Raw genomic sequence first — 13,580 nt, 5'->3', positions numbered from 1 at the left:
TTTTCCATTGGATAATCATCTCCTGCTTGATATCAAATATTATTAAATTCAAGTCATACCTGCTGATTGATTTTTGAATAAAAGGATCAACAAAAAAATCTTCGTAAGTATCAGACGAAATCGCAAGATAGAGTTGGCGATTGCTTTCTATCTCTTCTAAGGCTAGACGATAGTTAAGAAACTGACCAAGGGCCAAATGAAACTCCGTCAAACTGGAAAGACCGACAAAGCTTTTGTTTCATAGCTATTATATATGCTGTACTAGCTTTTTATCGTTCCAGCCAAAGCGAAACCAAAGATATTCATCTCTGATTTCATCTAAAGCTAGGCGATCGCTGAGTTCACATTCAGTATTTTTCTGGACTTGATGAATCTTCATACCATAATAGTCGGTCAATATTCGTTTGACGATCGTGCGGTAATTTTCTACCTCAGCCATTTGACCAGTGCCTCCTTCGCTGTATCTACTACAATTAACAAAACTCGATTATCTTTAATCACTTCTTAACCCACAGCAAACCCGGTATGAGGTCTGACCTCTGGGGGATGAAATCCTAAAACAATCTTGTCCTTCGGGATACCTGCTCGTAACAAATCATCGGCGATGCCATCCTCTAACCCATCCTCATGAATCCAAATTTTATCCCCCACCACCTCCAAATGAACGATGCAAGCGTGAACCCGCTTACCATTCACATCCCCCACCGTCAACAGCACATAATTCTGATGGTCTTCTGCGATCGCCAATTTTCGTTGTAAATTCCCATGAGCATAGGGCAACTTGGCGTAATCTTCTAAAATTTCCTTGATAATGTAATAATAGTTTAGGGAATCCATCGCTCGATAACCTCCTGTTTTTTCTCAAAAATTAGCAAATTAAAACGCTGATTTCTTAATAAAATTTCTCCAATAGCTTCTTGAAAAAGAGTGTCAAATACATCTTTGGTAATAGCAAGATAAAGTATCCGGTTTGGATCGATATCCCGCATAATGTCGCTATACAAAGTATACTGACCTAACGCATTCTCCAAATCATTAACCCGTGACTTACCGATAAAACTCTTAATTTCTACCGCTATTTTCTTCTCGCCTTTTTCCGCAGAAAGCAACTTTTCTGCTCCGATATCGACAAATAAATCTCTACGCCCAATATTCAAAATATAGGGATCGTCGGTAATTGTCCACCCATCCTTAATTAAAGCATTTTTTACCGCATTGTGATAAATATCCTTAGCAGGCATCACTCCACCTCCAAACTTTATCCATCCTAGTCTTCCGACTGTTCTAATAATAATAAATCTCGCAGTTGGTTCGAGTCCAAACTGGCTAACCAATTTTCGCCCGAACCCACGACTTGTTCGGCGAGTTCCTGTTTGCTGGCTATCAGATCGTTAATCTTTTCTTCTAATGTGCCTTCGCAGACGAATTTATGCACTTGTACATTGCGGGTTTGACCGATGCGAAATACTCGGTCGGTGGCTTGATTTTCTACGGCTGGATTCCACCATCGGTCAAAGTGAAAGACGTGATTGGCGCGGGTTAAGTTTAAGCCGACACCGCCTGCTTTTAGGGATAAAATAAATAGTTTTGGCCCTTGGGGATCGTGTTGAAAGCGGTCAATCATTTCTTCCCGTTGCGCTCTTTTTGTGCTTCCGTATAAGAAGAAAACTTCGGATTGAAATTCTTGTTCTAAATAGGGTTTGAGCAATTTACCCCATTCGGCAAACTGGGTGAAAATTAAGGCCCGATCGCCCACATCAACGACTTCCTCCAGCATATCCCGTAGGCGCATCAGTTTCCCGGAGTTCTCTGGCTGCTTGAGTTTGCGCTTCTTCAGGAACTGCTCTGGATGGTTGCAAATCTGCTTTAACTTCGTCAGCAATGCCAAGACTTCCCCATGGCGTTGAATGCCTTGCGCTTGCTCGATTTCCCCTAGGGCTTTCTCTACCGCGTCTTGATAGAGCTGTTTCTGCTCATCAGAGAGAGCGCAGAATACGGTCATTTCCTGTTTTTCGGGCAAGTCTTCGATAATGGTGCGATCGGTTTTCAAACGCCGCAGGATAAAGGGTTGGGAGAGCGATCGCAGGGTTTGCAAGGATTCGCGATCGCCGTATTTCTCAATCGGAACCGTAAACCGGCGCTGGAAAAACTGCCGAGTCCCCAAATAACCGGGATTGAGAAAGTCCATAATTGACCAAAGTTCTTGCAAGCGATTTTCTACCGGTGTTCCTGTTAAGGCAATGCGAAACTCTGAGGTTAGCTCGCGCACGGCTTGCGACTGTTTCGCCTGGGGATTTTTAATATTCTGCGCCTCATCTAACACCACCCCTTGCCATTCCACCGCTTGCAAGTCTTTTTGGTCTCGAAATACCAAAGGATAGCTGGTAATCACCAGATCTTTCCCCTCAACGGCTTTAATAAATTGCTTGTTTTTAACTCGCTTATCCCCATGGTGAAGTAACAGGTTCAAACTGGGAGCAAACCGTTTAACTTCCCGTTGCCAATTGCCTAAAACGGAGGTGGGACAGACCAATAAAGTCGGTTTTTGCAGCTTTTTCTGCTGTTTCAAAACCAACAAAAATGCTAGAAACTGAATCGTTTTTCCCAGCCCCATATCGTCGGCTAAACAGGCTCCTAAGCCCCATTGTTCTAGAAACGCCAACCACCCCACACCTCTGGATTGATAGGGGCGCAACTGTCCGTTAAACGTCTCTGGAGGGGCGATCGCCTCAATGGTGCGCGGCTCCATCAAGCGAGTCAGTAATTCACCCAACTGGTCGGAAGCCTGAAAGTCTACCACCGGCAGCTTTTCCACCATCTGCGTATCCCCGGTACTGATGCGAAGGGCATCTTCGAGGGATAAACTCATTTGGTCTTTACGCTTGCTGAAAAACTCCTGAGCGACGCGCACATCTTGGGGGCGCAACTCTACCCATTCCCCATTAATTTGCACCAAGGGAGAATCTAGGGCTACCAATTGGTCAAATTCCTTCTTAGAAACTCGCTGTCCTCCTAGGGTTAATTCCCACTTAAATTGCAACAAACTTTGTAAACTTAAACCCTCGGTTTTCTTGCGCTTGGGCGTATCAGCAACTAAACTTAATCCTAAGCGATTAGAAAATCCTTTTTCCGGTGCGAGAGATGGAGGCAAAATTACGCCTAATCCACTTTCTCGCAATCGCCCCACTCCCGTTTTCAGGAATTCATAGGCGTGCTGAGGATCGAGGCGACAAAAGAGGGGTTGGGAGGTGTTTAAGCTCTCTTCTAAAGGGGGAAAGATGCGCGAGGCTAATCCTAATCCGGCTAGAAAGGTTTCTTGGGGATAGCGAACAGTATAGCCTTCATAGATCAGGGATTCTACAGGATTACTCCAAATGGTATTAGCATCTACCACACAATCGGGATTTTCTACAGATTGTAATCCATATTCGAGTAACCAATCTTGGCGTTTTCCCTGGGGAGAATGGAGTTTTAAGACGGTGGTAAAGGCGCTCTCCCGATCCAGGTGTTGCAGGGGAGCCATCCATTCGGTTAACTGGGTTTTAAGCTTCTCTATTTCGCGGGTGGGGGAGAGGGAGTTAGCTTTACCCGTTAAGCCTTGCAGCCATTGAGCGATCGCCCCTTTCAGATTCGGCAGGGGAGTCTCCTGCTTCTGGATCTCGGCGTTGAGAATTTGGCTCAAAAAGTCCCACAGCAAGGGTTTAGGAGCTGTGGGAAAATCCAATTTTAGGCATTCTTGTGCCGGTTGATAGGTGTGGCAACTGCCCGGCATCAGGCTGCTAAACTCAGTAAAGCGGTGGCGATCGCTCTGACTATCGAGTAACGGTTGCCATTGAGCAATTAAAGAACCTTCCGCACCAGCCTCAAGAGTGGGCAAAAACTTACACCGAGCGAGTAGATCCAAACACCACCGGCTAATATGAGACCAAAAGCGCAGATCCGCCCCCAACCAAGCGGGTTGAGAGTCTAATAACCCCAGAGGCAGACTGTGCAGAAAGGGTAAAGTTTGTGCAGGAGTTAGACAGAGGGTTTCAATGCGCCAAGGATGCAGGAAAATACAGCCGTTTTCGCTTTCATGAGCGACATTAAGATCCCCCCAACCCCCCTTAGAAAGGGGGGCAGTAGAGGAAGTACCGCTTTCTAAGGGGGGATCGATACTGGAGGCGATCGAGTATAACGGTGTACAAACCATACCCGGCGTTTGCTTCCGTTTCGATTTGGACTTGGGTGCAGCTTCAGGAAACTCGATTGAGGTCGGCAGAGCCAATTCTACCGAGACTGTCTTACAATCAGCCAAAGCCTGTTGCACCGACTCTGGTATTGGACTCGACTGTAACCAAGTTTGCAGATCTTCAGCACTGAGAGCTAAGGGATGCATGGCACACAATGAGCGATCGCACTCTTGGGGGGGAACTCTGCGCCAAGTTTCTGCCCAAATCACAAATTGATGTTGAGTTAACCAACTCCCGTGTAAAATTGCCATGCGATCATTGTTCTAAAGTTTGCTCAAAGTTGAGAATGATTCAGAAACGGCTCAACTTCAGATTCTCATAGCCGCCTAATTTTAGTAACCATATCACGACAATGACCCAATGGATCGGGCAAAAACTAAGGGCTGAGTTAAATTAGAATTAGCCTTGGAGGATTACTTACCATGAAAGAAGAAGATCGTCAAGTTGTTTTAGAGTTTTCTAAACGTTTAACGGCAATCATGCCGATTTTGGAGTTACGAGTATTTGGTTCAAGAGCGCGGGGAGATGCAACGGAAGAATCCGATCTAGATGTGTTTATTCAGGTAGCAGAGTTGGATCGCGCCAAACGAGAACAAATTTATGATCTGGCATGGGAAGTGGGTTTTGAATTGGATCGGGTGATTTCTACCTTTGTAGTGACGGAGGCAGAGGTAAACAATGGAGCAGTGGGGGCGAGTCCGTTATTGTTCAAGGTCTTAAGTGAAGGTATTGCGATATGATTGACCTTCAGTTAATGTTAGCACCCGATCAAACATTAGCAACAAATTTATTAGAGCGATCGCGTTTTTTTGTGAGCCAAATTGAGACATATATAGAACAGTGGAAATTAAATCCGTAAGATTCCTAGAGAGGGTTGTAAATATACAGCATTTTTCGCTGTTATGAGGTACATTAATGACTGTTTTGAACGATAGCTAAAATGGCTCAAAGTGCTACCCAGTCTGCTGTTTGTTCCCCCCATTCCCCCATCCCCCCATCCCCCCATCACAGCGCGAAGCGCTGTATGTCCAGTCACTGGCTACACTTCTGTAGACAGTGCAGAAGCCACTATAATTATGGATAGTTGTCAGCACACTCAGATCCAAATTTGGGGAGCATCATGATCTTTAGGGTGAAGTCCAAACTCTACGAACGGCTTCAAACTCGCCGGGTACACGCCGGAGAGTCGATCTTCTATGAAGGCGATCGCGGAGACTTCGCCTATATTATTGAAGAAGGAGAAGTCGAAATTTGGACTCAGATAGACGAAAAACGCCGGATTCTGAATCGTCTCTATCCTGGCTCCATGTTTGGTGAAATTGCCTTAATTGATGGTCAAACCCGCTCCGCTTCTGCCACCGCATTAACCGATGTTAGATTAACCGTAGTCACCAAGGAACAGGTCAACCGCCGCATTCAAGATGCCGACCCTTTGTTGCGAATGTTACTGTTAATGGTGATGCGCTATTTTCGTTCAGAAACCCAAAATTTCCGATCCCGCAGTAAAACCCTCGCCCCTCAGTTTTTTCTCGAAAAACTCTATCCTGACATTAATCCCCAAAAAGATCTCTCTTTTCGACTTACAGAAGCGGTGGATTTGATCCGCATGGAAAATGAGTTACGCACCGCCTTAGATGAGCAACAATTTAAGCTGGTCTATCAACCGATTATTGATTTAGAAACTCAAATCATCACAGGTTTTGAAGCCTTAATTCGTTGGCAGAGTCCCAAACGCGGGTTTGTGACTCCCGATCGGTTTATTCCCTTGGCAGAATCGACTTCTTTAATTGTGCCCATTGGTCAATGGGTGATGCAGACAGGCTTAGAAGCCTTAAAGAAGATGCAACAACGGGTTAACTACCCAGTCAGCATGAGTTTTAATATTGCCAGCCGCCAAATTGAGGAGCCAAATTTTCTACAATTTTTACTCGATTGTACCGATCAATATGGACTCAATCCTCAACAAGTGAAACTAGAAATTTTAGAGCGAACTCTATTTGACAGCGAACGAGCGATCGCTTGGGTACAACAATGTCATGCTTTGGGGTTTCCTTTAGTTTTAGATGATTTTGGTACAGGCTATTCCAGTCTCCAATATCTGAATGAATACAATCTCGATACCCTAAAAATTGATAAGTCATTTGTCCAAGGTATGAATGTCCAGGAAAACAATAAAAGCTGTAGTATTTGTCATGCGATCGTTAAGTTATCGAAAGCCTTGGAAATGACCATTATTGCAGAAGGAATCGAAACCCCAGAGCATCTACAAGTCCTCAAAACCTTTGGCTGTAATTATGGTCAAGGGTATTTTTTTTCACGACCTGTTTCCCTAGAAAAGGCGATCGCCCTCTTTGACGACCCCCGGTTTAGTTTAGGGAATGGGGAATAGGGAATGGGGAATGGGGAATGGGGAATGGGGAATAGGTAATGGGGAATAGGGAATGGGGAATGGGGAATGGGGAATAGGGAATGGGGAATAGGGAATAGGGAATGGGGAATAGGGAATGGGGAATGGGGGTTAAGCTTCGATGCGGCGGTCTTTTTCAAACCAGGATACAATATCCATCACCTTTAAATCCGTAACTTTAACTTGGTTTTCCTGGGCGATTTTCTCCAGGGGAACCCGTGCTGAACTCACTAGACGAGCGAAAAAATTGATGAAGCTCTCATCAAGATCGATAATCTTCTGAATGTGGGTGTCGTGTTTCACCCAATCGGCGATCGCCTCCTCAGAAATCGTTTCTGCGGGTTCATGGGTCTCTAGACTAATTTCTTTGAGAGCGCGACAAGCATAAATCGCCAGTCGGGTGGAAAACTTATCTGCCGAAGATAATAAGGCTGAATCCACCACCATGGCTTCTTCTTCGGTGAGAAATTCTACCGGTAAACGGGAAGTCATAATCAATTAAAAATTAAAAATTAAAAATGCTTGCATTCAACACTATTCTTTCCCACCCCAGCCCAAAGCTTGAGAAACGTAAGGTTTATTTAATTGAATTTTGGGGGGCGATCGCCCAAGCTTAAGCTGATTCAGCCCGATTCATGACCGGCGCGATTAAATAACCACAGCGATGTTCTCCATCAATAATCCAATGAGTACGTTCCACCTGACAATCCGGAAACAGATCAGAAAACATCTCCAATTCATGGCCACACACCGTCGGAAATGATTCAGCTACATCGGCGATCGCACAATGATGCTCCGTTAACATAAATCGAGTGACTCCATTCGGATTCTGGGCATCCGGTTCTACAGCATACCATTGAGCCATATACCCTTCTTCCTGCCGCAGTTCCACCAACTTTTCCACCCGTTCCTCAATCGTGCCACTTCTGAGGCGATCGCGGTAAACCTGCGCTTTACGCTGCCATTGCTTCTGCAAAATCGACCCCACTTGGTCTTTGCCCACCGTTTCCGCTAAAGTATCCAGAAGAGCCACAGCAAATTCACCATGATTATTGGGAAAGCGATCGCGCCCCTTCCGACTCAGGGAATACCAATGTTGGGGCCGTCCCATCGAAATCTGTCCATCCTTATCTCCATGCACAACCTCATACTCAATCAACTCCTCCCCCTCCAAGTCCTTCAGATGTCGCCGAATCGCTTGGGGACTCACCCCCAACGCCTCTGCTAACTCCAAAGCCGTTGCTCGGCCATCCTTAAGGAGGTATTCCAGAATGGCCTCTTTCGTCGAGATTTGGTGAGCTGTTCCCATGATCGTCACAAAACTTAATCACCACTACAGCGTATACACAATCCCAAAATTGGGATTTGACAACAAACTTGTTGCTAAACTACGCTAAAATCATAGTAAAGCAACATGCAAGTTGTTTAAACTCATTATACTCGTTTAATTCTGTTCATTCATTAAGAATTTGCCCATGAGCCTATCATCCCAACCCCAGCAAGCCACAGAAGCCAGTCTAGAAGCCATGCGGAAATTTTCCGAAAAATATGCGGAAAACACCGGCACGTACTTTTGTTCCGACCTGAGCATCACGGCTGTCGTCATCGAAGGACTCGCCAAACACAAAGACGAACTTGGCGCTCCCCTCTGTCCCTGTCGTCACTATGAAGACAAAGAAGCCGAAGCCAAAGCCGCCTACTGGAACTGCCCATGTGTCCCCATGCGCGAGCGCAAAGAATGTCACTGTATGCTCTTCCTCACCGAAGATAACCCCTTCGTCGGCACAGAAAGAGCCATCAGCATCGACCAAATTCGAGCCACCACCAACCCCGTCGCTCAAGGGTAAAACCATCAAGGAAAATCACCCCGCCCCCTAGTTACTAGAGAACACCCACCATGTCTACGAGCGTCAAAACCCTAGTCAACCAACCCTACAAATACGGTTTCATCACCGACATCGAAACCGACAAAATCCCCAATGGCTTAAGCGAAGACGTAGTACGCCTGATTTCCGCCAAGAAAAACGAACCGGAATTCATGCTCAACTTCCGACTCAAAGCCTACCGTCGATGGCTAGAAATGAAAGAACCCAACTGGCCCCATCTTCAATATCCCCCCATCGACTACCAAAACATCAGCTATTATTCTGCCCCCAAAAAACAGGATAAAAAGAAAAGCCTAGATGAAGTTGACCCCGCTCTTCTAGAAACCTTCGAGAAGCTAGGCATTCCCCTTTCCGAACAAAAACGGCTCTCCAACGTAGCCGTCGATGCCGTATTTGATAGCGTTTCCATTGCCACCACTTTCCGGGAAAAACTAGCAGAAGAAGGGGTGATTTTCTGCTCCATTTCCGAAGCCGTCCATGACTATCCCGAACTGATAGAAAAATACCTCGGTAGCGTCGTTCCGGTCGGCGATAATTACTTTGCCGCCCTCAACAGCGCCGTCTTTAGCGATGGTTCCTTTGTGTATATCCCCAAAAACACCAAATGTCCCATGGAACTGTCCACCTATTTCCGGATTAATAGTGGTGATACCGGACAATTTGAGCGCACCTTAATTGTAGCCGAGGAAGGCTCACAAGTTTCCTACCTGGAAGGCTGCACGGCTCCCATGTACGACACCAACCAACTGCACGCGGCTGTAGTAGAATTAGTCGCTTTGGATAATGCCGATATTAAATATTCCACCGTCCAAAACTGGTACGCTGGCGACGAAAACGGCAAAGGCGGAATCTATAACTTCGTCACCAAACGAGGACTGTGTAAAGGAGTCAATTCTAAGATTTCCTGGACTCAGGTCGAGACCGGTTCAGCCATCACTTGGAAATATCCCAGTTGCGTGTTAGTGGGCGATAATTCCGTCGGTGAATTTTACTCCGTTGCCCTCACTAATAACAAACAGCAAGCCGACACCGGAACTAAGATGGTTCATGTGGGCAAAAACACCCGCAGTCGGATTATTTCTAAGGGCATTTCTGCCGGAAACTCGGCCAATAGCTATCGCGGTTTGGTGAAAGTCAACGCCAAAGCAGAAGGGGCGCGAAACTATTCCCAATGCGATTCTATGCTGATTGGGGATAATGCCGAAGCCAACACTTTCCCTTATATCCAAGTACAGAATAACTCTGGGAAAGTAGAGCATGAAGCCTCAACTTCCAAAATTGGAGAAGACCAGCTCTTCTACTTTGCCCAACGGGGAATTTCCGCCGAAGATGCAGTTTCAATGATGATTAGTGGCTTCTGTAAGGATGTATTTAATCAGTTGCCCATGGAATTTGCCGTAGAAGCGGATAAATTGTTGAGTTTGAAATTAGAAGGAACAGTCGGTTAAACATGAGTATTTTATCAGTACGCAACCTGACCGCGAATGTGGCGGGTCAATCGATTCTCAAAGGGTTAAATCTGGAGATCAAGGCGGGAGAAATCCATGCCATTATGGGGCCCAATGGCTCTGGGAAAAGTACGTTTTCTAAGATTCTCGCGGGTCATCCGGCCTATGAAGTCACGGGTGGCGAGATTATTTATAAAGGTGAGAATTTGCTGGAGATGGAACCAGAAGACCGGGCGACTTCTGGGGTGTTTTTGGCGTTCCAGTATCCTCTGGAAATTCCCGGTGTGAGCAATTTAGACTTTTTGCGGGTTGCCTACAATTCCAAGCGCAAACAACAGGGTTTGGAAGAGTTGGATACGTTTGATTTCCAAGACTTGGTAGAAGAGAAGTTAGAAGTCGTAAAAATGGATGCGGCATTTTTAGACCGCAGTGTGAATGAAGGGTTTTCTGGAGGGGAGAAAAAGCGGAATGAAATTCTGCAAATGGCCCTTCTAGAACCGACGTTGGCAATATTAGATGAAACGGATTCAGGTTTGGATATTGATGCCCTAAAAATTGTCGCCAATGGAGTGAATCAGTTAACGCGCCCGGATAATGCAGTGTTGATGATTACTCACTATCAACGGTTGTTGAATTATATTGTGCCCGATTATGTGCATGTGATGGCGGATGGCCGGATTTTACGCACGGGCGGTAAGGAGTTGGCTTTAGAACTTGAATCTAGGGGTTATGACTGGATTCTAGAGGAAGAATTGCAGGGGGTGAGTTAGGATGACGATGCTGGCAGTAGACTTGAACCGGGAAAGTCCCCGGTTTCAAGCGGTGCAACAACTTCTCAACCGTCGCCTAGGGTTCGATCGCCCAGAACTCGATCCGGCACTGGTGTCCTTAATTCAGGCGATACGGGAACATGGGGCGGCGATCGCCTCAGAACTGCAATTTCCTAGCTCCAAGGACGAGGAATGGCGGTTTACCGATATTTCTCGCCTCTTGGGTGTGGACTTCCAACCCGCCACTGTGCCCAGTGAAGCCTTTATGGATATTACGCCCTTTGTATTACCGGAAGCGGAACATAGCCGCCTGGTATTCGTGAATGGCGTATATTCTGCCCAACTCTCCGATCTTTCGGGACTCAAGATAGACACCATCACCAACCTGCTATCAGGAGCCGTTCCAGAAGCCAAACTTAATCCCTATTTGGGCAAACAACCCGCAAATCAAGAGGTATTTACCGCCCTCAATAGTGCCAGTTTGACCGATGGGGCAGTGGTTTCGATACCGGCAAATCAGGTGATAGAAACGCCGATTCATCTGCTGTTTTTATCCCTGGAGAATGGGCAAGCAGAAATAGCCAGTCCGCGCACCTTAATCATTGCCGAAGCCAACAGTTCAGCCACCCTAGTTGAACAGTATGTCACCATCAGCAGTTGTCCCGCCGCTCCTGGAATCACGCCCTATTTTAGTAATGCGGTGACTGAAGTTTGGTTAGAGGATAATGCCCAGATTAACCATACTCGGATTCAGCAGGAAGGACAGCAAGCTATCCACATCAGCAAAACCGCAGTTTCTCAAAACCGCGATAGTCGATATACCCTCAATAGTATTAGTTTAGGAGCCGGTTTATCCCGTCATAATATTGAGGTGAGCCAGCAGGGAGAAGGAACCCAAACCACACTCAATGGCTTAACTGAAATTACCGGTCAACAATGCTCGGATACCCATAGTAGCGTTAATCATTTGTATCCCAATGGCAGCAGCAATCAACTGCATAAATGCATTGTGGATCGAGAAGCCCATGGGATTTTTAATGGTAAAGTCTTTGTGCCCAAAGCCGCTCAGTTAACCAACGCCCAACAGCTTAATCGCAGTTTGGTTTTGTCAGATAAGGCGAAAGTAGACACCAAACCCCAGCTCCAAATTACTGCCGATAATGTCAAATGTTCCCATGGAGCAACGGTGAGTCAGTTAGAAGAGGAAGAAGTCTTCTATCTACAAAGTCGAGGCTTATCGAAAGAAGCCAGTCGCTATTTGTTAATTGATGCCTTTGCCAATGAGATTTTAGCTCGCATTCCTCTGACTTCCTTGCAAGGGAAATTGGCTCAGTGCCTCTCGTGCCGTACTCATTTTTGATCCCCCCTAGCCCCCCTTAATTTGATCCCCCCTAACCCCCCTTAGAAAGAGGGGGGAAATCAAAAAAGTCCCCCTTAGAAAGGGGGGAAATCAAAAAAGTCCCCCTTAGAAAGGGGGATTTAGGGGGATCGAGATCTCCCTTTTCCCCACTCATTCTCTATTCCTATTCATAACCCTATGATGACGTTTACCCAGCCCAAACCCCTAGCCACTCTTGTACGAGATGATTTCCCCATTCTGGATCAACAAGTCCATGGAAATCCTTTAGTTTATCTGGATAATGCGGCAACCTCCCAAAAACCCATGGTGGTTTTAGACACTTTAGGGCACTATTATCAACGAGATAATGCTAATGTGCATCGAGGGGTGCATTTACTCAGTTGCCGCGCCACAGAAGCCTATGAAGGGGCTAGAGATAAGGTAGCAGGGTTTGTGAATGCGCGATCGCGTAATGAAATCGTATTCACCCGTAATGCGAGTGAAGCGGTTAATTTAGTTGCCTATGCTTGGGGGTTGAATACCCTGAAACCGGGGGATGAAATTATCACCTCGGTGATGGAGCATCACAGTAATTTAGTGCCTTGGCAAATGATTGCCCAAAAAACTGGCGCAGTCTTAAAGTTTGTAGAATTAACGGAAACAGAAGAGTTTGATTTTGAGCAGTTTAAGTCCTTGCTCAGTCCCCAAACTAAGTTAGTGGCAGTAGTTCATGGCTCGAATACTTTGGGCTGTATTAATCCGGTAGAAGAGATTGTCAAAGAAGCTCATAAAGTGGGCGCAAAAGTGTTAATTGATGCCTGCCAAAGTGCCCCCCATTTGAAGTTAGATGTTCAGGCGATCGATTGTGATTGGTTAGTGGCTTCTGGTCATAAAATGTGCGGCCCTACTGGCATTGGTTTCTTGTATGGAAAATTGGAAATACTCGAAGCTATGCCACCCTTTTTAGGCGGTGGGGAAATGATTTCTGAAGTCTTTTTAGAGCGTTCCACCTATGCCGAATTGCCCCATAAATTTGAAGCGGGAACCCCAGCCATTGCTGAGGCGATCGCCCTTGGTGCAGCGATCGATTATTTAACCGGTATTGGATTAGACAAAATCCACGCCTATGAATTGGAGTTAACCGATTACTTATTTGAGCAACTTCTGCAAGTTCCCGAAGTAAGGATTTACGGGCCAAAACCTAGCAAAACTAAGATTAGAGCCGCCCTCGCCACCTTTACCACGGGCGAGATTCATGTCAATGATATCTCCTCCTTGTTAGATCAAGCAGGTGTAGCGATTCGTACCGGTCACCATTGCACCCAACCCTTACACCGAATTTTAGGGGTCAATTCCACCGCCAGAGCCAGCCTCTATTTCTACAATACCTTTACCGACATCGATCGCTTTATTGTCGCTCTCAAAGACACCTTAGCCTTTTTCAAGAGTATTTTGTAGAATCTATAGCCTTTCTCTCTTGCATGAGGTATAGCCCTCA

15 protein-coding genes are annotated in these 13,580 nt (G+C 46.0%); 8 read left to right on the top strand and 7 right to left on the bottom strand.

Annotated features, from left to right (window positions below; genetic code table 11):
• The 5 genes from PMG71_RS04280 to PMG71_RS04260 form a co-directional block, all read right to left on the bottom strand.
• The coding region (locus PMG71_RS04280) for an element excision factor XisH family protein (RefSeq protein WP_283752406.1) at nt 1-196 on the bottom strand (196 nt) is incomplete at its 3' end.
• 51 nt (nt 197-247) lie between these two features.
• Nucleotides 248-439: an element excision factor XisI family protein gene (locus tag PMG71_RS04275; RefSeq protein WP_283752405.1), complete on the bottom strand. Its 192-nt coding sequence runs from the start codon at nt 437-439 to the stop codon at nt 248-250.
• A 65-nt stretch (nt 440-504) separates the two neighbouring features.
• Nucleotides 505-837, bottom strand: coding sequence for a XisI protein (locus PMG71_RS04270; protein ID WP_283752404.1), 333 nt, complete (start codon nt 835-837; stop codon nt 505-507).
• A complete protein-coding gene (locus PMG71_RS04265) occupies nt 825-1,241 on the bottom strand; it encodes an element excision factor XisH family protein (protein ID WP_283752403.1) in 417 nt (138 codons plus the stop codon). The genes PMG71_RS04270 and PMG71_RS04265 overlap by 13 nt, the downstream gene beginning before the upstream one ends.
• A gap of 26 nt (nt 1,242-1,267) precedes the next feature.
• Nucleotides 1,268-4,483, bottom strand: a complete 3,216-nt coding sequence (locus PMG71_RS04260) for a DEAD/DEAH box helicase (RefSeq protein ID WP_283752402.1) — start codon at nt 4,481-4,483, stop codon at nt 1,268-1,270.
• Between the two features lie 171 nt (nt 4,484-4,654).
• Here PMG71_RS04260 and PMG71_RS04255 point away from each other — a divergent pair, with 171 nt between their 5' ends.
• The 3 genes from PMG71_RS04255 (at nt 4,655) to PMG71_RS04245 (ending at nt 6,621) form a co-directional block, all read left to right on the top strand.
• Nucleotides 4,655-4,972, top strand: a complete 318-nt coding sequence (locus PMG71_RS04255) for a nucleotidyltransferase domain-containing protein (protein ID WP_283752401.1) — start codon at nt 4,655-4,657, stop codon at nt 4,970-4,972.
• Nucleotides 4,969-5,091 (top strand): hypothetical protein, encoded by a 123-nt coding sequence (locus tag PMG71_RS04250; RefSeq protein WP_283752400.1) that lies wholly within the window; start codon nt 4,969-4,971, stop codon nt 5,089-5,091. Before PMG71_RS04255 ends, PMG71_RS04250 begins: the two co-directional genes overlap by 4 nt.
• 273 nt (nt 5,092-5,364) lie before the next feature.
• Nucleotides 5,365-6,621 carry an EAL domain-containing protein gene (locus PMG71_RS04245; RefSeq protein WP_283752399.1) on the top strand — a complete coding sequence of 419 codons (1,257 nt, stop codon included), beginning with the start codon at nt 5,365-5,367 and terminating at the stop codon, nt 6,619-6,621.
• A gap of 129 nt (nt 6,622-6,750) precedes the next feature.
• Here PMG71_RS04245 and PMG71_RS04240 read toward each other — a convergent pair whose 3' ends face one another.
• Nucleotides 6,751-7,131 (bottom strand): hypothetical protein, encoded by a 381-nt coding sequence (locus PMG71_RS04240; protein WP_283752398.1) that lies wholly within the window; start codon nt 7,129-7,131, stop codon nt 6,751-6,753.
• A 121-nt stretch (nt 7,132-7,252) separates the two neighbouring features.
• The gene (sufR, locus tag PMG71_RS04235; protein ID WP_283752397.1) at nt 7,253-7,948 is read right to left on the bottom strand and encodes an iron-sulfur cluster biosynthesis transcriptional regulator SufR; all 696 of its coding nucleotides are present in this window, start codon (nt 7,946-7,948) and stop codon (nt 7,253-7,255) included.
• 166 nt (nt 7,949-8,114) lie between these two features.
• On the opposite strand from sufR, the gene PMG71_RS04230 reads away from it, so the two are divergent.
• The 5 genes from PMG71_RS04230 to PMG71_RS04210 all read left to right on the top strand — a co-directional run bounded on the left by PMG71_RS04230 (nt 8,115) and on the right by PMG71_RS04210 (nt 13,540).
• On the top strand, nt 8,115-8,486 hold the full coding sequence (locus tag PMG71_RS04230) for a ferredoxin-thioredoxin reductase catalytic domain-containing protein (protein ID WP_283752396.1): 372 nt from the start codon (nt 8,115-8,117) through the stop codon (nt 8,484-8,486).
• Nucleotides 8,487-8,536: 50 nt separating this feature from the next.
• The gene (sufB, locus tag PMG71_RS04225) at nt 8,537-9,973 is read left to right on the top strand and encodes a Fe-S cluster assembly protein SufB (protein WP_283752395.1); all 1,437 of its coding nucleotides are present in this window, start codon (nt 8,537-8,539) and stop codon (nt 9,971-9,973) included.
• 2 nt (nt 9,974-9,975) lie between these two features.
• The gene (gene sufC / locus PMG71_RS04220) at nt 9,976-10,743 is read left to right on the top strand and encodes a Fe-S cluster assembly ATPase SufC (RefSeq protein WP_283752394.1); all 768 of its coding nucleotides are present in this window, start codon (nt 9,976-9,978) and stop codon (nt 10,741-10,743) included.
• A 1-nt stretch (nt 10,744) separates the two neighbouring features.
• Nucleotides 10,745-12,103: a Fe-S cluster assembly protein SufD gene (gene sufD, locus PMG71_RS04215; protein ID WP_283752393.1), complete on the top strand. Its 1,359-nt coding sequence runs from the start codon at nt 10,745-10,747 to the stop codon at nt 12,101-12,103.
• Between the two features lie 180 nt (nt 12,104-12,283).
• The gene (locus tag PMG71_RS04210) at nt 12,284-13,540 is read left to right on the top strand and encodes a SufS family cysteine desulfurase (RefSeq protein WP_283752407.1); all 1,257 of its coding nucleotides are present in this window, start codon (nt 12,284-12,286) and stop codon (nt 13,538-13,540) included.
• Nucleotides 13,541-13,580 lie beyond the last annotated feature (40 nt).

Origin of the sequence: Roseofilum acuticapitatum BLCC-M154, assembly GCF_030068475.1 — a bacterium.
Classification (GTDB): domain Bacteria; phylum Cyanobacteriota; class Cyanobacteriia; order Cyanobacteriales; family Desertifilaceae; genus Roseofilum; species Roseofilum acuticapitatum.
This window is presented reverse-complemented; position numbering and strand designations above follow the sequence as displayed.